Raw genomic sequence first — 22,692 nt, forward strand, 5'->3', positions numbered from 1 at the left:
AATCAAGTTTAGACTGTAGAAAAATGATTTATTAAGTTAAAAAAATTTATCCGGGTGTGAAATGAGTACCAAATAGATGGAAAATTTACTGGGGATGGTAATAAAAAGTCGTTTAGCTCACAAAAAATCACAACTATGTTCAAGAGTAGAGCGTTAATTTCAGCAAATGCTAGTAGCCTGAGTATATTGTAATGCGTCAATACAACCTAGCATACAGTGGGTCAGCAGACTGATAACAGCGCAAAAAAAATCCAATTTATTTTAGTTAAGGCGCTGTTTGAAAAGAAAAAATAATTATAATGTAATACCATAATAAAAAAGTTTTATAAGGAACAATAAAGTATAGTGCGTTTACTGTACAACTATTTTAGTTGTCTTTGAGAAGTCTTTATTTTCTCTTTGAGGAGCCTCTGGTTTTATATTTTAACAAACCAAGGGCTTCTTCTTGCGAATGAAAAATCAAGCTTCTGTAAAACCCACAAAAGGAATTGTCATTATGCGCCATCAATCATTGAACAAAAGAGCCCATCTAGTTTGGAGTCAAACTATGAAATGCTGGGTTGCGGTGGCGGCAGACACGCAGGAACGCGGCAAAGCCAACACGCGGGAACGCGGCAAAGGCAACAATAAGAAACTGATTGCAGTGGCGCTATCGCTGCCCGGATTTGCCGTAATAGCCGCGCCGCAGAATGGGCAAGTTCTTACCGGTAGCGCTGGCATCACTCAGTCCGGCACCACCACCGTCATCTCGCAAAACAGTCAGAACCTTTCCTTGAACTGGGATAGCTTCAACGTCAGCAGCAGCGAGACGGTTAATTTCGAGCAGCCGGGTGCTTCATCGCTTGCGGTCAACCATATTATTGATACCAACGGCAGCCAGATTCTGGGTAGCATCAATGCCAACGGCCAAGTCTTTCTGATCAACCCGAACGGTGTCCTGTTCGGGGAAGGCGCGCAGGTAAATGTTGGCGGACTAGTCGCCTCGACGCTGGATACCAATGACGCCAATATAGACGGTAATGTTCGCTCGTTCAGTGGCGATGGCGACGGGGCGATCGTCAATCAGGGAACAATCAATGCAGCCGACGGCGGTTACGTGGCGCTGCTAGGCAACAGTGTCAGCAACCAGGGAACGATTACCGCCCCGCTCGGCAGTGTTGGGCTAGCCGCGGGTAATTCTGCGATACTGACCTTCAAAGACAATCATCTGACCAGTATTGAAATCGACCAGAGCATGTTGGACAGTCTTGCCAAAAACGGCGGGTTGATTCAAGCCGATGGAGGTAGGGTGCTCCTAACAGCCGGTGCCAAGGCCACGCTGCAGGAGAGTCTGGTGAGTAATACCGGCGTGATCCAGGCGCGCACGGTCGAAAATTTACCAGGCAATATAACCATCCTGGGCGGCATGGCAGCCGGCACCGCCGATATCGACGGTACGCTTGATGCTTCGGCACCGGACGGCGGCGATGGCGGCTATATCGACACCTCAGCTGCCCATGTGCATATTGCCGATGATGCCAAAGTCACGACTCAGTCTGCAAAGGGGAAAATCGGCACCTGGCTAATCGATCCGACCGATTTCACTATTTCATCGGGCAGCACAGTGAAAACCGACAGCGGCATCGGCGCCGACACGCTGACCACTAACTTGGGCAGCAACAATGTAATCATCGAAACTGTTAGCGTTGACAGCGGCACTGAGGCGGGCGATATCAATGTTGACGCCGAAGTTGAATGGTCAGCCAACAAACTGACCCTAAAGGCCCATAACGACATTAATATCAATGCCGTAATAACCGCCAGCGGCACCTCCAGCCTTGATCTGCAGTCTGATAGCGACGGTAACAACAGTGGCAAGGTCAATGTTGGACTGGACAGCAGTGGCTTCAGTGGCCGGGTAGACTTTTCAGACACGGTTGGCACGATCACGACGCCGCGCACCGGCACCGGACTTCTCACCATAGACGGTAATCCTTACACTGTTATTGGCAGTACTGCCGATGTAATAAGCTCAACAGGCCACTATGCGCTGGGCAGCAATATCGATGGATCAACTGCCATGACGATCACCTCTTTTGGCGGCAGCTTCGACGGTCTGGGGCACAGTATATCCAACGGCAACGGCTTGTTTCCAGAGATCCAGGGGGCGACAATCAGCAACCTAGGCCTGATAGGCAGTCAAGTAACCGGCGGTGCCGGTACCGGCGCGCTGGCCGGCAGCGTCGCCAGCACCACCATCAGCACCATCAGCAACGTCTATTCAACACAGAATGTGAACACCGCTGCCGCTGCCGCCGACACCGGCGGCCTGGTAGGCAGCGTTGCCGGTGCCGGCGCCATCAATATCAGCAACAGCTACACCACAGGTGATGTGACGGGCAAGGCTGGTACCGGTGGCCTGGTGGGCAGCATTGCCGGCACCAATGCCAGCATCATCAGTAACAGCTATGCGACCGGCAAGGTGGACGGCGATGCCGGCACCGGCGGGCTGGTCGGCAGCATTGCCGGTATAGGCGGCTGCGAAATCAGCAACAGCTACGCCACCGGCACGACGGTGAAGGGCAATGCCGGCACCGGCGGACTAGTCGGCAGTATTGCCGGCGCAGCGTCGGGCAATGCCAGCAATATCAGCTTCAGCTATGCGACCGGCAATGTGGCCGGCGATGCGGCCAGCGGCGGGCTGGTCGGCAGTATTGCCGGCGACGATACGGGAGCACCCAGCAATATCAGTGACAGTTACGCGACTGGCAATGTCAACGCCACTCCTGCAGCAGGTGGCTCCGGCGCGGGCGGGCTAGTAGGCAGCCTTGCCGTCAACTCCGGCAATATCAGTAATAGTTATGCGACTGGCGATGTAACCAACACAGGTTCCGCCACTGGCGGCCTGGTGGGCAGCACATCGGCCTCGGGCACGATTGCCAATAGCTGTGCGTCCGGCGACGTGCTGGGTGACGGCGCTGCTGCCGGCGGTCTCGTCGGCAGCAGCGCGGGTTCCGAGGCTATTATCAACACTTACGCCACCGGCAATGTCGAGAGCGTCGGCGCAGGCACCGGTGGACTGATTGGCAGTAACACCAGCGGTATAATCATGGCCAGCTTTGCCTCAGGCAAGGTCAACGGCGGTGGTGCTGGCACTGGCGGCCTGGCCGGTAGCAATACTTCGGGAGCGATCAGCCAAAGTTTTTCTGTGAGTAATGTGACTGGTGCGGCTCGTTCCATCGCAGAACATGTTACCGCAGATAACAACAGCACACCCTTAATCTATAACGCCACGGCGACCAATGGCGCCTCCGTGGGCGGATTAGTGGGCAGCAACGCAGGATTACTTGCTAATACCTATGCCGCAGGGGATGTGATCGGCTACGCTGCCGGAATAGGTGGTTTAGTCGGAGATAATCAGACCGGTGGAACCATTGCTGCAACCAGCTATTCTTCAGGCACAGTGACCGACAAGGATGGCATAGTAACGAACGCTGCTCGCGCCACTATCGAGGAAGGTGGAACAATTGATACTTCCGGCGATATCTGGAAGACAGTCACTGGCGGCAACCCTGTTCTTGCAAATATAGACAAGACGCTGACGCTATCGACCACAAGTTTCACAAAAACTTACGATGGCAGCGCATACAGCGGCACAACAGCCCTGTCATCTTCATGCTGCGTCGATATTATGACCGCAAGCTTTCCGACCACAGATGTCAATGCAGGTGACTACACCATCACCCCATTACTTACTTTGACCAATACAGCACTGTCCTCCTATTTCACCGTTGCCGATGTTGCGCTGACCATCACGCAAGCCCCCTTGGCACTGAGCACCAACAACATCACTAAGACCTACGACGGCCTCAAAACAGCGTCGAGTACGGCAATTATAAGCAGCGGTACGCTGTTTGCTGACGATGCCCTCACCGGTGGCACCTTCGCCTTTACCGATAAGAACGCCGGCAGCGGCAACAAAACGGTCTCCACCAGCGGTGTTACAGTTGGTGATGGTACCCACAATGACAACTACAACGTCAGTTATATCAAGAACACGACCAGCACCATCGACAAGGCCGCGCTAACGGTCACCGCCGATAACCAGAGCCGTACCTACGGTGCCGTCAATCCCGCCCTGACCAGCAGCCTGACCGGTTTTGTCAATGGCGAGACCGACAGTGTATTGACGGGGGCCGGCAGCGCCACTACCTCCGCCGACGCCACGACCGGTGCCGGCACGGCAACTATTACCGCCGGTGTTGGCAGCTTGGCATCCAGCAACTACGACTTCAGTTCAGTGAATGGCATCTTGACCATCGACAAGGCCGCGCTAACGGTTACAGCCGATAACCAGAGCCGTACCTACGGTGCCGTCAACCCCGCCCTGACCAGCAGCCTGACCGGTTTTGTCAATGGCGAGACCGACAGTGTATTGACGGGGGCCGGCAGCGCCACCACCACCGCCGACGCCACGACCGGTGCCGGTACGGCAACGATTACCGCCGGTGTTGGCAGCTTGGCATCCAGCAACTACGACTTCAGTTCAGTGGATGGCATCTTGACCATCGACAAGGCCGCGCTAACGGTTACAGCCGATAACCAGAGCCGCACCTACGGTGCCGTCAATCCCGCCCTGACCAGCAGCCTGACCGGTTTTGTCAATGGCGAGACCGACAGTGTATTGACGGGGGCCGGCAGCGCCACTACCACCGCCGACGCCACGACCGGTGCCGGTACGGCAACGATTACCGCCGGTGTTGGCAGCTTGGCATCCAGCAACTACGACTTCAGTTCAGTGAATGGCATCTTGACCATCGACAAGGCCGCGCTAACGGTCACGGCCGATAACCAGAGCCGTACCTACGGTGCCGTCAACCCCGCCCTGACCAGCAGCCTGACCGGTTTTGTCAATGGCGAGACCGACAGTGTATTGACGGGGGCCGGCAGCGCCACCACCACCGCCGACGCCACGACCGGTGCCGGTACGGCAACGATTACCGCCGGTGTTGGCAGCTTGGCATCCAGCAACTACGACTTCAGTTCAGTGAATGGCATCTTGACCATCGACAAGGCCGCGCTAACGGTCACGGCCGATAACCAGAGCCGTACCTACGGTGCCGTCAACCCCGCCCTGACCAGCAGCCTGACCGGTTTTGTCAATGGCGAGACCGACAGTGTATTGACGGGGGCCGGCAGCGCCACTACCACCGCCGACGCCACGACCGGTGCCGGTACGGCAACGATTACCGCCGGTGTTGGCAGCTTGGCATCCAGCAACTACGACTTCAGTTCAGTGAATGGCATCTTGACCATCGACAAGGCCGCGCTAACGGTCACGGCCGATAACCAGAGCCGCACCTACGGTGCCGTCAATCCCGCCCTGACCAGCAGCCTGACCGGTTTTGTCAATGGCGAGACCGACAGTGTATTGACGGGGGCCGGCAGCGCCACTACCACCGCCGACGCCACGACCGGTGCCGGTACGGCAACGATTACCGCCGGTGTTGGCAGCTTGGCATCCAGCAACTACGACTTCAGTTCAGTGAATGGCATCTTGACCATCGACAAGGCCGCGCTAACGGTCACGGCCGATAACCAGAGCCGTACCTACGGTGCCGTCAACCCCGCCCTGACCAGCAGCCTGACCGGTTTTGTCAATGGCGAGACCGACAGTGTATTGACGGGGGCCGGCAGCGCCACCACCACCGCCGACGCCACGACCGGTGCCGGTACGGCAACGATTACCGCCGGTGTTGGCAGCTTGGCATCCAGCAACTACGACTTCAGTTCAGTGGATGGCATCTTGACCATCGACAAGGCCGCGCTAACGGTTACAGCCGATAACCAGAGCCGCACCTACGGTGCCGTCAATCCCGCCCTGACCAGCAGCCTGACCGGTTTTGTCAATGGCGAGACCGACAGTGTATTGACGGGGGCCGGCAGCGCCACTACCACCGCCGACGCCACGACCGGTGCCGGTACGGCAACGATTACCGCCGGTGTTGGCAGCTTGGCATCCAGCAACTACGACTTCAGTTCAGTGAATGGCATCTTGACCATCGACAAGGCCGCGCTAACGGTCACGGCCGATAACCAGAGCCGTACCTACGGTGCCGTCAACCCCGCCCTGACCAGCAGCCTGACCGGTTTTGTCAATGGCGAGACCGACAGTGTATTGACGGGGGCCGGCAGCGCCACCACCACCGCCGACGCCACGACCGGTGCCGGTACGGCAACGATTACCGCCGGTGTTGGCAGCTTGGCATCCAGCAACTACGACTTCAGTTCAGTGGATGGCATCTTGACCATCGACAAGGCCGCGCTAACGGTTACAGCCGATAACCAGAGCCGCACCTACGGTGCCGTCAATCCCGCCCTGACCAGCAGCCTGACCGGTTTTGTCAATGGCGAGACCGACAGTGTATTGACGGGGGCCGGCAGCGCCACCACCACCGCCGACGCCACGACCGGTGCCGGCACGGCAACGATTACCGCCGGTGTTGGCAGCTTGGCATCCAGCAACTACGACTTCAGTTCAGTGGATGGCATCTTGACCATCGACAAGGCCGCGCTAACGGTCACGGCCGATAACCAGAGCCGCACCTACGGTGCCGTCAACCCCGCCCTGACCAGCAGCCTGACCGGTTTTGTCAATGGCGAGACCGACAGCGTATTGACGGGGGCCGGCAGCGCCACCACCACCACCGCCGATGCCACAACCGGTGCCGGCACGGCAACGATTACCGCCGGTGTTGGCAGTTTGGCATCCAGCAACTACGACTTCAGTTCAGTGGATGGCATCTTGACCATCGACAAGGCAGATCTGACCCTCAACGGTACGCGTATCTACGACGGCACCAACGGGGTTACAGGTAGTGTACTCACCGCAACCGGCGTCAACGGCGAAACCTTTGCGGTTAACGGCACCGGCGCTACCGGCAACCTAGCCAGCAAAGATGTGCAGTCCGCAACAGGACTAGTCAACCTCGATGGCCTCGACTTAGGTAACGGCGTCGACGGCGGCCTTTCCACAAACTACAACGCACTGAGCATTGCTGACAGTGCGGTCAGTATCACCCAAGCCGATCTGACCCTGGGTGCCAATAACATCAGCAAAACCTATGACGGCAGCCTGACGGCATCGGGTACAGCCGCAGTCACCAGCGGTACGCTGTTTACGGGCGACACCCTCACCGGTGGCACCTTCGCCTTTACCGATAAGAACGTTGGCAGCGGCGACAAGACCGTCACCGTCAGCGGCGTGACTGTCTCTGATGGCACTAACGCTGGTAACTACAACCTCAGTTATGCCGATAATGTAACCAGCACCATCAATCAAGCGGCCTTGACCCTGGGTGCCAATAACATCAGCAAAACCTATGACGGCAGCCTGACGGCATCGGGTACAGCCGCAGTGACCAGCGGTACCCTGTTTACGGGCGACACCCTCACCGGTGGCACCTTCGCCTTTACCGACAAGAACGTCGGCAGCGGCAACAAGACGGTCACCACCAGCGGCGTGACCGTCTCTGACGGCACTAACGCCAGCAACTACAGCGTTAGCTACGCTGATAATACGGCCAGCACCATCACCGCCAAAGCATTAACTGCCACGGTGGCAGCGCCAAACAAAATCTATGACGGCAACAGCACCGCGGCACCGACACTCTCTATCACCACTGGTCTGGTCGGTGCGGAAACACTGGGCGTCAACGGCACCGCCAGCTTCAACAGCAAGAATGTGGCCAACGCTAATCTGGTCACGGTCGATACCACCACCCTGACCAACGGCAGCAATGGCGGTCTGGCCGGCAACTACAGCCTGGCGAGCGGACAAACTGTGGCAGCGAGCATCACCGCCAAAGCATTAACCGCCACGGTGGCAGCGCCAAACAAAATCTATAACGGCAACGGCACAGCGGCTCCAACACTCTCTATCACCGCTGGTCTGGTCGGTGCAGAAACACTGGGCGTCAACGGCACCGCAAGCTTTAACAGCAATAATGTGGCGGACGCTAATCTGGTCACGATCGATACCACCACCCTGACCAACGGCAGCAATGGCGGTCTGGCCGGCAACTACAGTCTGGTGGGCGGACAAACTGTGGCAGCGAGCATCACCGCCAAAGTATTAACCGCAACAGTTGCAGCGCCAAGCAAAATCTATGATGGCAACGGCACAGCGGCTCCAACACTCTCTATCACCGCTGGTCTGGTCGGTGCAGAAACACTGGGCGTCAACGGCACCGCAAGCTTTAACAGCAATAATGTGGCGGACGCTAATCTGGTCACGGTCGATACCACCGCCCTGACCAATGGCAGCAATGGCGGTCTGGCCGGCAACTACAGCCTGGTGAGCGGGCAAACCGTGGCAGCGAGCATAACCGCCAAAGCATTAACCGCCACAGTGGCAGCGCCAAGCAAAATCTATGACGGCAACGGCACCGCGGCACCGACACTCTCTATCACCGCTGGTCTGGTCGGTGCAGAAACACTGGGCGTCAACGGCACCGCAAGCTTTAACAGCAATAATGTGGCGGACGCTAATCTGGTCACAGTCGATACCACCACCCTGACCAACGGTGACAATGGCGGTCTGGCCGGCAACTACAGTCTGGTGGGCGGACAAACTGTGGCAGCGAGCATCACCGCCAAAGCATTAACCGCAACAGTTGCAGCGCCAAGCAAAATCTATGATGGCAACGGCACAGCGACTCCAACACTCTCTATCACCGCTGGTCTGGTCGGTGCGGAAACACTGGGCGTCAACGGCACCGCAAGCTTTAACAGCAATAATGTGGCGGACGCTAATCTGGTCACGGTCGATACTACCGCCCTGACCAATGGCAGCAATGGCGGTCTGGCCGGCAACTACAGCCTGGTGAGCGGGCAAACCGTGGCAGCGAGCATAACCGCCAAAGCATTAACCGCCACAGTGGCAGCGCCAAGCAAAATCTATGACGGCAACGGCACCGCGGCACCGACACTCTCTATCACCGCTGGTCTGGTCGGTGCAGAAACACTGGGCGTCAACGGCACCGCCAGCTTTAACAGCAATAATGTGGCGGACGCTAATCTGGTCACGATCGATACCACCACCCTGACCGATGGCAGCAATGGCGGTCTGGCCGGCAACTACAGCCTGGTGAGCGGGCAAACCGTGGCAGCGAGCATAACCGCCAAAGCATTAACCGCCACAGTGGCAGCGCCAAGCAAAATCTATGACGGCAACGGCACCGCGGCACCGACACTCTCTATCACCGCTGGTCTGGTCGGTGCAGAAACACTGGGCGTCAACGGCACAGCAAGCTTTAACAGTAATAATGTGGCGGACGCTAATCTGGTCACAGTCGATACCACCACCCTGACCAACGGTGACAATGGCGGTCTGGCCGGCAACTACAGTCTGGTGGGCGGACAAACTGTGGCAGCGAGCATCACCGCCAAAGCATTAACGGCAACGGTGGCAGCGCCAAGCAAAATCTATGACGGCAACGGCACAGCGGCTCCAACACTCTCTATCACCGCTGGTCTGGTCGGTGCGGAAACACTGGGCGTCAACGGCACCGCCAGCTTCAACAGCAAGAATGTGGCGGACGCTAATCTGGTCACAGTCGATACCACCACCCTGACCAACGGTGACAATGGCGGTCTGGCCGGCAACTACAGTCTGGTGGGCGGACAAACTGTGGCAGCGAGCATCACCGCCAAAGCATTAACCGCCACAGTGGCAACGCCAAGCAAAATCTATGATGGCAACGGCACAGCGACTCCAACACTCTCTATCACCGCTGGTCTGGTCGGTGCAGAAACACTGGGCGTCAACGGCACCGCCAGCTTCAACAGCAAGAAGGTGGCGGACGCTAATCTGATCACGGTCGATACCACCGCCCTGACCAATGGCAGCAATGGTGGTCTGGCCGGCAACTACAGCCTGGTGAGCGGGCAAACCGTGGCAGCGAGCATCACCGCCAAAGCATTAACCGCCACAGTGGCAGCGCCAAGCAAAATCTATGACGGCAACGGCACCGCGGCACCAACACTCTCTATCACCGCTGGTCTGGTCGGTGCAGAAACACTGGGCGTCAACGGCACCGCAAGCTTTAACAGCAATAATGTGGCGGACGCTAATCTGGTCACGATCGATACCACCACCCTGACCAACGGCAGCAATGGCGGTCTGGCCGGCAACTACAGCCTAGCGAGCGGGCAAGCCGTGGCAGCGAACATTACGGCCAAAGACGTAACGGTTAATGCCACCGCCAATAACAAAACCTACGATGGCAATACGACTGCTGCACTAACGGATATCACCTTCAATGGCCTGATCGGCACCGAGGCGCTTGATTTAAGCGGCCAGTTCAGCGACCAGAACGCGGCTGCTAATAAAGGCGTCACCGTGGCAGGCGTTGATACCACCACCGGCCTGGCCAGCAATTATAATATTACCAATCCGACCGGACTGACAGCGGACATTACGGCCAAAGACGTCACGGTGAATGCCACCGCCAATAATAAAACCTACGATGGCGATAATGTTGCTGCACTGACCAATATTACCTTTAATGGCCTGATCGGCAGCGAGGCCCTTGATCTAAGCGGCCAGTTCAGCGACCAGAATGCGGCTGCCAATAAAGGCGTTACCGTAACGGGTGTTGATACCACCACCGGCCTGGCCAGTAATTATAATATTACCAATCCAACCGGCCTGGTAGCCGACATTACCGCCAAAGACTTGACCGTTAACGCCACCGCCAATAACAAAACCTACGATGGTAATACAGTTGCCGCGCTGACGGATATCACCTTTAGCGGCCTGATCGGCACCGAGGCGCTTGATTTAAGCGGCCAATTTAGCGACCAGAATGCGGCTGCTAATAAAGGCGTTACCGTAGCAGGCGTTGATACCACAAACGGCCTGGCGAGTAATTATAATATTACCAGTCCAACCGGCCTGACAGCCGACATTACCGCCAAAGACGTCACGGTGAATGCCACCGCCAATAACAAAACCTACGATGGCGATGCGGTTGCTGCACTGACCAATATTACCTTTAATGGCCTAATTGGCAGCGAGGCGCTTGATTTAAGCGGCCAGTTCAGCGACCAGAACGCGGCTACTAATAAAGGCGTTACCGTAGCAGGCGTTGATACCACAACCGGCCTGGCCAGCAATTACAATATTACCAATCCAACCGGCCTGACAGCGGACATTACGGCCAAAGACGTCACGGTGAATGCCACCGCCAATAATAAAACCTACGATGGCGATAATGTTGCTGCACTGACCAATATTACCTTTAATGGCCTGATCGGCAGCGAGGCCCTTGATCTAAGCGGCCAGTTCAGCGACCAGAATGCGGCTGCTAATAAAGGCGTTACCGTAGCAGGCTTTGATACCACCACCGGCCTGGCCAGCAATTACAATATTACCAATCCAACCGGCCTGACAGCCGACATTACCGCCAAAGACGTCACGGTGAATGCCACCGCCAATAACAAAACCTACGATGGCAATACGACTGCTGCCTTGACGGATATCACCTTCAATGGCCTGATCGGCAGCGAGGCGCTTGATTTAAGCGGCCAGTTCAGTGGCCAGAACGTCGCTGCTAATAAAGGCGTCACCGTAGCAGGCGTTGATACCACCACTGGCCTGGCAAGTAATTACAATATTACCAATCCGACCAGCCTGGTAGCGGACATTACCGCCAAAGACGTCACGGTGAATGCCACCGCCAATAACAAAATCTACGATGGCGATAATGTTGCTGCACTGAGCAATATTACCTTTAATGGCCTAATTGGCAGCGAGGCGCTTGATTTAAGCGGCCAGTTTAGCGACCAGAATGCGGCTGCTAATAAAGGCGTTACCGTAGCAGGCGTTGATACCACCACCGGCCTGGCAAGTAATTATAATATTACCAATCCGACCGGCCTGGTAGCGGACATTACCGCCAAAGACGTCACGGTGAATGCCACCGCCAATAACAAAACCTACGATGGTGATGCGGTTGCTGCACTGACCAATATTACCTTTAACGGCCTAATTGGCAGCGAGGCGCTTGATCTAAGCGGCCAGTTCAGCGACCAGAACGCGGCTACCAATAAAGGCGTTACCGTGGCAGGCGTTGATACCACCACCGGCCTGGCAAGTAATTATAATATTACCAATCCGAGCGGCCTGGTAGCTGACATTACCGCCAAAGACGTCACGGTTAATGCCACTGCCAATAACAAAACCTACGATGGCAATACAGTTGCTGCACTGACCAATATTACCTTTAACGGCCTAATCGGCAGCGAGGCGCTTGATTTAAGCGGCCAGTTTAGCGACCAGAACGCGGCTACCAATAAAGTCGTTACCGTAACGGGTGTTGATACCACCACCGGCCTGGCCAGTAATTATAATATTACCAATCCGACTGGACTGACAGCGGACATTACCACCAAAGACGTCACGGTTAATGCCACTGCCAATAACAAAACCTACGATGGCAATACGGTTGCTGCACTGACCAATATTACCTTTAACGGCCTGATCGGCAGCGAGGCGCTTGATTTAAGCGGCCAGTTCGACGACCAGAACGCGGCTGCTAATAAAGGCGTCACCGTGGCAGGCGTTGATACCACAACCGGCCTGGCAAGCAATTACAATATTACTAATCCGACCGGCCTGGTAGCGGACATTACCGCCAAAGACGTCACGGTGAATGCCACCGCCAATAACAAAACCTACGATGGTGATGCGGTTGCTGCACTGACCAATATTACCTTTAACGGCCTAATTGGCAGCGAGGCGCTTGATCTAAGCGGCCAGTTCAGCGACCAGAACGCGGCTGCTAATAAAGGCGTCACCGTGGCAGGCGTTGATACCACCACTGGCCTGGCAAGCAATTACAATATTACTAATCCGACCGGCCTGGTAGCTGACATTACCGCCAAAGACGTCACGGTGAATGCCAACGCCAATAACAAAACCTACGATGGCAATACGGCTGCTGCCCTGACCAATATTACCTTTAATGGCCTAATTGGCAGCGAGGCGCTTGATCTAAGCGGCCAGTTCAGCGACCAGAACGCGGCTGCTAATAAAGGCGTCACCGTGGCAGGCATTGATACCACCACCGGCCTGGCAAGTAATTATAATATTACCAATCCGACCGGCCTGGTCGCTGACATTACCGCCAAAGACGTAACGGTTAATGCCAACGCCAATAACAAAACCTACGATGGAAATACAGTTGCCGCGCTGACGGATATCACCTTTAGCGGCCTGATCGGCACCGAGGCGCTTGATTTAAGCGGCCAATTTAGCGACCAGAATGCGGCTACTAATAAAGGTGTTACCGTAGCAGGCGTTGATACCACAACCGGCCTGGCCAGCAATTACAATATTACCAATCCAACCGGCCTGACAGCCGACATTACCGCCAAAGACGTCACGGTGAATGCTACCGCCAATAACAAAACCTACGATGGCGATGATGTTGCTGCACTGACCAATATTACCTTTAATGGCCTAATTGGCAGCGAGGCGCTTGATTTAAGCGGCCAGTTCAGCGACCAGAACGCAGAGAATGGCAAAACAGTTACCGTGACGGGTGTTGATACCATCACCGGCCTGGCAAGCAATTACAATATTACTAATCCGACCGACTTTACGGCGGATATCACCGCGCTACCTGTGGCTCAATCGCCAGTAGAGCCCGCTGCTGCAGGATCGGCTAATTACTTGTCCAGTGTGAGTACCAAACCGCCCATGTTGAGCCTGTCACTACCGATCGTAGTAACGAATACTGTCAGTGCTGAACCGACCCCTACTACAGGTAATGAGAGCGGTAGCAATGCGAACGACGGAAATACAAGCGGCGGAAATGCCGCTGAAGACTCACTAAGTGGTGTCGCTTCGGCAGATAAAATGGAGACTACGGCGATGTTTGGCCTGAACGCTAACTTAGATATACAGGATGGTGGCATCATGCTACAAGATAATAATATAGAGAGTGCACAATGAAAAAAAAATATTATATAAAAAACAAATTGTTATATGTTCTCGCGGTGCAGTTGGTTGCATCCCCCGCGCTCGCGCAAAACCAAATAATTCCCGGGGCGGGCACGATACTACAACAAATTAAGCCGCTCCAATCCCCTGCTCCTACTCCTACTCCTGCACGAATAGGGCCATTGCAGGAGATAGATCAAATTCCTGATAAGCCCACACCATCGGGCGCACCATTTTCTATTACAAAGTTGCTTATTACAGGTAATACCTTGTTCGATACAGAAACCTTGCATGCATTGGTGGTACAAGCCGAGGGGCAAAGCATGCCACTGAACCGGCTGGAAGCTTTGATCGCTGCAATCCCTGCTTATTACAGTGGCAAGAACTATCCGCTGGTACGTGTTGTCATTCCAGCGCAAGTGGTCCGGGATGGTATCGTCAGGGTCGAAGTTATCGAAGGACGCTATGGGGATATTAGTCTGAATGATTCCAGTCAGGTGCAGAGTCAATTGCTGCAATCTGCACTTGCTCCGCTTGAGACTGGGCAACTGATCAATCAAACCCCACTTAACCGTACATTGTTGCTTCTGTCCGATGTGCCAGGAGTTAAGGTGAAAGGCCTATTGAAACCGGGCAAGAGCAAAGGGACTACTGATTTAATTGTCACTACTGTCCAATCTGGTCCGTCGGTGACAGGCAATATCACCCTCGATAATAATGGCAGTAGCTATACAGGTAATACACGTATAGCAGGCTCTGTGTTCTTCGTCAATCAACTACATCATGGCGATGTACTCAGTATTAGCATTCTCAGCGCTGGCGCTAATATGAACTATGGACGTCTCTCCTACGATACGCTAATCGATGGAAATGGTACTCACTTGGGAGGAGAGGTGTCAGCATTGAGCTATAAACTCGGCGAGCCACTGGAGGCTCTAAAAGCATATGGTAGCGCGCGGACGGCAAGCATTTGGGCACAGAAACCACTTTTTCGCAGCCGTGATACCAACGTCTATGGGAAGTTCCAGCTTAAGCACTTACAACTGCGCGACCGAGTGGACGCCATTGACAACCGTACCGACCGTCATCTGAATAACTTAACAGCAAGCTTGGACGGCAATATACGCGACAATTTTTTGGTCGGCGCGATCACGGTCTGGAAGCTGGAGGCGAACATTGGCTGGCTTGGTTTCGATGATCCAGTTGCCCAATCAAACGATGCACAAACGGCAAAAACCGATGGCCGCTATGAGAAATGGATCGCCAGCATCGGAAGGTTGCAGGGACTGACTACCAAAGACATGCTGTATTTCAATGTAGCTGGTCAATGGGCCGGCGATAATCTAGATTCATCGCAAAAATTCAGCGCCGGTGGGGCTTACACGGTTCGTGGTTATGAGACTGGTGCAATCTCAGGCGATAGCGGCTACACCGGAACAATCGAATGGCGGCACGAGCTGTTTTCAAATGAGAATCAACGATGGCAGGGAATCGCTTTCATCGATACCGCCTATCTTAAAATCAACAAAGATCTCTGGCCGGAAGCGAGCGCAGACAACACGGCTACACTTAGCGGAACTGGTGTGGGCGTCAATTGGACGGGGCCTCAGGACTGGAGTGCCCAGCTGCATGTCGCCACCCCTATTGGCACGCGCCCTGCGTTGCTGGAGGATACTGCAAACTACCGCGCATGGGCCGAAATCGCCCGCAGATTCTGACCATCTGAAACATAATATCAGAGAATATCAGCGTCAAGCTGCTTACACCACTACAAAAGCTAAAACCTGAAGCCGGCTAATAGCCGCGCTTCAGTCTCGACAGAGGGACCGGCATCAGATCTAAGAACCAATAATAAGATTGCTATTTTAGCCTCATTAAATAAGTGATCAGATTTGCCCACTCCCTTTGGCAGAGTGTTTTTACCTCTTCGAGCTAATACCTAACATTATTCCATCCTCGACTAACCTGATTAATTATATGTACATCATCTTTAAATACAAAATTGGCTGAATTATCGTATTTAATTGCCTGACTTGTGCAATACATTGGCGATGGAACAGCCCGTAGGGTGCGCTCGGCGCACCAATTTCTGCCTCTTGCGGTACGCACCCTACCGATAACATAGACCAATTCCATTAATTAATTTGTTATGTTGATTCAATCTATTGAACAGAGTGTTTATACCAACCTATTAATAAAATGATCAGATTTACCATTCAAATTCATCTTAGCGGCTTGTGAGCGTAAATTTTGCCTTTGAAGCAAGTGACCATAAACTTACTTAATGCTTTTCGTATTAGTTGCTGCTGTCTACCTTTCCCCATGTTCGAGTAGTCATCGCATCAAGCGCTTAAACGAAAAAATCCCCACCCTTCTTTCGAAGGATGGGGATTTATCGTTTATTAGGCGCTTGGCGATGACCTACTCTCACATGGGGAGACCCCACACTACCATCGGCGCAATTGCGTTTCACTGCTGAGTTCGGAATGGGATCAGGTGGTACCACAATGCTATGGTCGCCAAACAAAAACTTTTTAAAGCTTGAGCTTTTTTTTAGCTTTAAATTGTTTTGGCCGGTAGGAGATTAACGTTTTTTTGTTAATCTTCCGTAAGGCAACAATCTAAAGTCTTTTTAAAATTTAATTAGAAAAGCTGTTTATTGTTCTGTGTTTTGATACAAGCAATAATCTTTGTAAAATATGTTTCGCAAGCATATTTTTATTTTTCTTGGTCACTGTTGTTTCAACTCTTAGCTTAATCAAAGGGAATGTTAATAACATTCACTGACCAACTATGCGTCTACTGCAACTCAACACGTCTTAGGTGTTGTATGGTTAAGCCTCACGGGTAATTAGTACAAGTTAGCTCAATACATTACTGCACTTACACACCTTGCCTATCAACGTTGTAGTCTCCAACGGCCCTTTAGGGAGCTTAAAGCTCCAGTGAGAACTCATCTCGAGGCTCGCTTCCCGCTTAGATGCTTTCAGCGGTTATCGATTCCGAACGTAGCTACCGGGCAATGCATCTGGCGATACAACCCGAACACCAGCGGTTCGTCCACTCCGGTCCTCTCGTACTAGGAGCAGATCCTCTCAATTCTCAAACGCCCACGGCAGATAGGGACCGAACTGTCTCACGACGTTCTAAACCCAGCTCGCGTACCACTTTAAATGGCGAACAGCCATACCCTTGGGACCGACTTCAGCCCCAGGATGTGATGAGCCGACATCGAGGTGCCAAACACCGCCGTCGATATGAACTCTTGGGCGGTATCAGCCTGTTATCCCCGGAGTACCTTTTATCCGTTGAGCGATGGCCCTTCCATTCAGAACCACCGGATCACTATGACCTACTTTCGTACCTGCTCGACGTGTCTGTCTCGCAGTTAAGCTGGCTTATACCATTGTACTAACCTCACGATGTCCGACCGTGATTAGCCAACCTTCGTACTCCTCCGTTACTCTTTAGGAGGAGACCGCCCCAGTCAAACTACCCACCAAACAGTGTCCCAAACCCCGATTCAGGGGCCATGGTTAGAACTCAAAACATACAAGGGTGGTATTTCAAGGTTGGCTCCACGTCATCTAGCGACAACGCTTCAAAGCCTCCCACCTATCCTACACATGTAGGCTCTAAGTTCACTGCTAAGCTGTAGTAAAGGTTCACGGGGTCTTTCCGTCTAGCCGCGGGGACGCAGCATCTTCACTGCGATTTCAACTTCACTGAGTCTCGGGTGGAGACAGCATGGCCATCATTACGCCATTCGTGCAGGTCGGAACTTACCCGACAAGGAATTTCGCTACCTTAGGACCGTTATAGTTACGGCCGCCGTTTACCGGGGCTTCGATCAAAAGCTTCGACCTAAGTCTAACCTCATCAATTAACCTTCCGGCACCGGGCAGGCGTCACACCCTATACGTCATCTTACGATTTAGCAGAGTGCTGTGTTTTTAATAAACAGTTGCAGCCATCTGGTATCTTCGGCCTCCAACAGCTCAGAGAGCAAGTCTCGTCACCGTCGGAGGCGTACCTTCTCCCGAAGTTACGGTACCATTTTGCCTAGTTCCTTCACCCGAGTTCTCTCAAGCGCCTTAGTATTCTCTACCTGACCACCTGTGTCGGTTTGGGGTACGATCCTCTATTATCTGAAGCTTAGAGACTTTTCCTGGAAGCATGGCATCAATGACTTCATCACCTTGGTGACTCGACATCGTGTCTCAGCGTTAAAAGAAACCCGGATTTACCTAAGTCTCCCGCCTACGCACTTGAACCTGGACAACCATCGCCAGGCCCACCTAGCCTTCTCCGTCCTCCCATCGCAATAATAAAGGGTACGGGAATATTAACCCGTTTCCCATCGACTACGCCTTTCGGCCTCGCCTTAGGGGTCGACTCACCCTGCCCCGATTAACGTTGGACAGGAACCCTTGGTCTTCCGGCGGGGAGGTTTTTCACCTCCCTTATCGTTACTCATGTCAACATTCGCACTTCTGATACCTCCAGGATGGTTTACACCTTTCCCTTCGACGGCTTACAGAACGCTCCTCTACCATGCCTATAAATAAGCATCCGCAGCTTCGGTGATATGTTTAGCCCCGTTAAATCTTCCGCGCAGACCGACTCGACTAGTGAGCTATTACGCTTTCTTTAAAAGATGGCTGCTTCTAAGCCAACTTCCTAGCTGTCTGAGCCTTTCCACATCGTTTCCCACTTAACATATACTTAGGGACCTTAGCTGGCGGTCTGGGTTGTTTCCCTTTCCACGACGGACGTTAGCACCCGCCGTGTGTCTCCCGTGATTGCACTTGTTGGTATTCGGAGTTTGCATGGGGTTGGTAAGTCGGGATGACCCCCTAGCCCAAACAGTGCTCTACCCCCAACAGTGATACACGAGGCGCTACCTAAATAGCTTTCGAGGAGAACCAGCTATCTCTTGGTTTGATTGGCCTTTCACCCCCAGCCACAAGTCATCCCCTAATTTTTCAACATTAGTGGGTTCGGTCCTCCAGTTGATGTTACTCAACCTTCAACCTGCTCATGGCTAGATCACCAAGTTTCGGGTCTAATCCCAGCAACTATTCGCCCAGTTAAGACTCGGTTTCCCTACGGCTCCCCTATTTGGTTAACCTTGCTACTGAAATTAAGTCGTTGACCCATTATACAAAAGGTACGCAGTCACGGAACACAATGTCCGCTCCTACTGCTTGTACGTACACGGTTTCAGGTTCTATTTCACTCCCCTCACAGGGGTTCTTTTCGCCTTTCCCTCACGGTACTGGTTCACTATCGGTCAATTAGGAGTATTTAGCCTTGGAGGATGGTCCCCCCATATTCAGTCAGGATTTCTCGTGTCCCGACCTACTCGCTTTCACTGTAAAGAAGTTTTTGTGTACGGGGCTATCACCCTGTATCGCGGCACTTTCCAGAGCCTTCCACTAACTTTTAAACAGCTTAAGGGCTGTTCCAATTTCGCTCGCCGCTACTATCGGAATCTCGGTTGATTTCTTTTCCTAAGGGTACTTAGATGTTTCAGTTCCCCTCGTTCGCTTCGTTAAGCTATGTATTCACTTAACGATGACACTAAGTGCCGGGTTGCCCCATTCGGAAATTCCAGGATATAACGCTTGTTATCAACTCCCCTGGACTTATCGCAGATTACCACGTCCTTCATCGCCTCTAATTGCCTAGGCATCCACCGTGCACGCTTATTCACTTAACCATACAACACCTAAAAGGTGTCACTTTAATCGTTTTTATGAATGTTAATAACATTCAAAAAACGCATAAGATAACAAAATCTAGATTTTGTATTTATTTGAGTTTCCAAGACGCTTGCGATTTCTCATATTTTACAATACAAAAAACAACATTCGTTTTTCGTGCACCTAAGAATCATTGAATTAACAATGATTCAATAGATACGTACGTTATCCAAAGTATCAGTTTGAACAACATTTATTTTTGCTTGATTACAATTATTAAAATAAATCTTAATAATTGAGAACAATTTCGTTTAATTTATCACACCAATCAACACCTGAGTGCCATTGTTTTTGTGTGATAAAAAGAACTTTTATCAGCTTTCCTAATTGTTAAAGAGCAGTGTTAAAAAAACACTTATTAATTATTCTTTATAAAGAACAGTTAATAAGTGTATTTGCTATTACGCTTTATCATTCTAATCAAACAATCTGTGTGGACACTCATCAAGTATTTGCGAAGCAAAAACTTGAGCCGGAAGGTGAATTTGCAGAGCAAAATCGCCGAAAGGCTTGTACTGTGAAGCACTTGCAAGCAAGTCTTCGATGTATTAATCCGCAAGCGAATTAACTGATGTGTCTCTTTACGTAAGGAGGTGATCCAGCCCCAGGTTCCCCTAGGGCTACCTTGTTACGACTTCACCCCAGTCATGAACCACACCGTGGTCATCGCCATCCCCGAAGGGTTAAGCTAATGACTTCTGGTGCAGCCCACTCCCATGGTGTGACGGGCGGTGTGTACAAGGCCCGGGAACGTATTCACCGTGGCATTCTGATCCACGATTACTAGCGATTCCAACTTCACGGAGTCGAGTTGCAGACTCCGATCCGGACTACGACAAACTTTATGAGATTCGCATACCTTCGCAGGCTAGCAACCCTTTGTATTTGCCATTGTAGCACGTGTGTAGCCCATCCCGTAAGGGCCATGATGACTTGACGTCGTCCCCACCTTCCTCCGGTTTATCACCGGCAGTCTCCCTAGAGTTCCCACCATTACGTGCTGGCAACTAAGGATAAGGGTTGCGCTCGTTGCGGGACTTAACCCAACATTTCACAACACGAGCTGACGACAGCCATGCAGCACCTGTCTCAGAGTTCCCGAAGGCACTCTACTATCTCTAACAGATTCTCTGGATGTCAAGGGATGGTAAGGTTCTTCGCGTTGCATCGAATTAAACCACATGCTCCACCGCTTGTGCGGGCCCCCGTCAATTCATTTGAGTTTTAACCTTGCGGCCGTACTCCCCAGGCGGTCTATTTAATGCGTTAGCTTTGAAACCCACGGCATATAGCCACAAACTTCTAATAGACATCGTTTACTGCGTGGACTACCGGGGTATCTAATCCCGTTTGCTCCCCACGCCTTCGCGCCTCAGCGTCAGTCTTTGTCCAGGTGGCCGCCTTCGCCACTGGTATTCCTTCAGATCTCTACGCATTTCACCGCTACACCTGAAATTCTACCACCCTCTACAAAACTCTAGTTAACCAGTTTCAAATGCAGTTCCAAGGTTGAGCCCTGGGCTTTCACATCTGACTTAATTAACCGCCTACGCGCGCTTTACGCCCAGTAATTCCGATTAACGCTCGCACCCTCCGTATTACCGCGGCTGCTGGCACGGAGTTAGCCGGTGCTTCTTCTGCGAGTAACGTCACAGATATTGGATATTAACCAATACCCTTTCCTCCTCGCTGAAAGTGCTTTACAACCCGAAAGCCTTCTTCACACACGCGGCATGGCTGCATCAGAGTTTCCTCCATTGTGCAATATTCCCCACTGCTGCCTCCCGTAGGAGTCTGGACCGTGTCTCAGTTCCAGTGTGGCTGGTCATCCTCTAAGACCAGCTAGGGATCGACGCCTTGGTAAGCCATTACCTTACCAACTAGCTAATCCCACTTGGGCTCATCTTGTCGCGATAGCATATAAATAGAGGCCACCTTTGGTCCGGAGACATTATGCGGTATTAGCAGTCGTTTCCAACTGTTGTCCCCCGCAACAAGGCAAATTCCCAAGCATTACTCACCCGTCCGCCACTCGTCAGCAAAATAGCAAGCTATTCTCTGTTACCGTTCGACTTGCATGTGTTAAGCCTGCCGCCAGCGTTCAATCTGAGCCATGATCAAACTCTTCAATTTAAAGTTTAATTTGCAGCTTGCGCTGCGACTCAATATAACTGACTAAAACTAATTACTCTTCATTTCAATACCTAAGTATAAAAGCTTCAGTATAAAAATAATGAATAACTTATTATTCTGAATAAATAAATTTATTCGTGTGTCACTTTTATTGATGAGCAATCTATTTACGAAGTAAAAAGTTACTGCCTTTACAAGAAAGGACTTTGATTTTTTTGAAATCACATCAACAATAAGTGTCCACACAGATTGTTTGATTAAATTGTTAAAGAGCGTGCCTTTCGGCGAGGTGCGTATATTACGCTACCTGCAAACGATGTCAATATTTATTTTTTAATGTTTTATCAGGATTATTAATCTTGCTAAAACATAAAATTATAATGTTTTTAATCAACGTGATACGTTATTAAAAACTTAACTTTTTCGTTCTAAGTAACCGGACTGACTTGCGTCTTTCCCGTTTCCGTGGAGGCGCATTATAGAGATTTTGTGAACCTTGGCAAGGGTTTATTTGCATTAAAAAATCAACCGCTTAAATAACAAACAAAATAGGATTTTATCGTACGTAAAAGGTACAAATTAATCTAAATCGGTTGATTAAATATAAGGTTGTGCATTCATCCACTCAATTCTCCTCTATAAAGGCTGCTAATAAATACCCCTCAACTAAGTGCATCACAAAAAATGCTATTAATGAATAACCGTCAGCTAAGTTCACTGCTATACATGCTATAAATAGATAACCATCAACTAAAGATGCTATTGATAGATGACTGATAGTTACCTATCTGCATTCCATTACAAAAA

General features: G+C 52.0%; 4 protein-coding genes and 3 rRNA genes. 3 read left to right on the top strand and 4 right to left on the bottom strand.

The window, feature by feature from the left end; genetic code table 11:
- Positions 1-547 precede the first annotated feature (547 nt).
- Positions 548-13,999, top strand: coding sequence for a YDG domain-containing protein (locus PING_RS12340; RefSeq protein ID WP_041766468.1), 13,452 nt, complete (start codon positions 548-550; stop codon positions 13,997-13,999).
- Positions 13,996-15,705, top strand: coding sequence for a ShlB/FhaC/HecB family hemolysin secretion/activation protein (locus PING_RS12345; RefSeq protein ID WP_011770689.1), 1,710 nt, complete (start codon positions 13,996-13,998; stop codon positions 15,703-15,705). Before PING_RS12340 ends, PING_RS12345 begins: the two co-directional genes overlap by 4 nt.
- 255 nt (positions 15,706-15,960) lie before the next feature.
- On the opposite strand, the gene PING_RS20625 is transcribed toward PING_RS12345, so the two are convergent.
- The 3 genes from PING_RS20625 to PING_RS12355 form a co-directional block, all read right to left on the bottom strand.
- Positions 15,961-16,110 (bottom strand): hypothetical protein, encoded by a 150-nt coding sequence (locus PING_RS20625; protein WP_157035363.1) that lies wholly within the window; start codon positions 16,108-16,110, stop codon positions 15,961-15,963.
- Positions 16,111-16,395: 285 nt separating this feature from the next.
- Positions 16,396-16,511 (bottom strand): 5S ribosomal RNA (gene rrf, locus PING_RS12350).
- Between the two features lie 306 nt (positions 16,512-16,817).
- Positions 16,818-19,709, bottom strand: a 23S ribosomal RNA gene (locus PING_RS12355).
- A 383-nt stretch (positions 19,710-20,092) separates the two neighbouring features.
- Here PING_RS12355 and PING_RS12360 point away from each other — a divergent pair.
- On the top strand, positions 20,093-20,320 hold the full coding sequence (locus tag PING_RS12360) for a hypothetical protein (RefSeq protein WP_041766469.1): 228 nt from the start codon (positions 20,093-20,095) through the stop codon (positions 20,318-20,320).
- Positions 20,321-20,338: 18 nt separating this feature from the next.
- Here the strand turns inward: PING_RS12360 and PING_RS12365 are convergent.
- Positions 20,339-21,885: ribosomal RNA gene (locus PING_RS12365) — 16S ribosomal RNA — on the bottom strand.
- The 16S, 23S and 5S rRNA genes sit together here, the layout of an rRNA operon.
- Positions 21,886-22,692 lie beyond the last annotated feature (807 nt).

This window comes from Psychromonas ingrahamii 37 (assembly GCF_000015285.1).
Lineage (GTDB): Bacteria > Pseudomonadota > Gammaproteobacteria > Enterobacterales > Psychromonadaceae > Psychromonas > Psychromonas ingrahamii.

Excerpts from the sequence above, each read along its gene's own strand:
- PING_RS12340 (WP_041766468.1), top strand. The coding sequence starts at position 548 with ATGAAATGCTGGGTTGCGGTGGCGGCAGACACGCAGGAACGCGGCAAA.
- PING_RS12345 (WP_011770689.1), top strand. The coding sequence starts at position 13,996 with ATGAAAAAAAAATATTATATAAAAAACAAATTGTTATATGTTCTCGCG.
- PING_RS20625 (WP_157035363.1), bottom strand. The coding sequence starts at position 16,110 with ATGTTATCGGTAGGGTGCGTACCGCAAGAGGCAGAAATTGGTGCGCCG.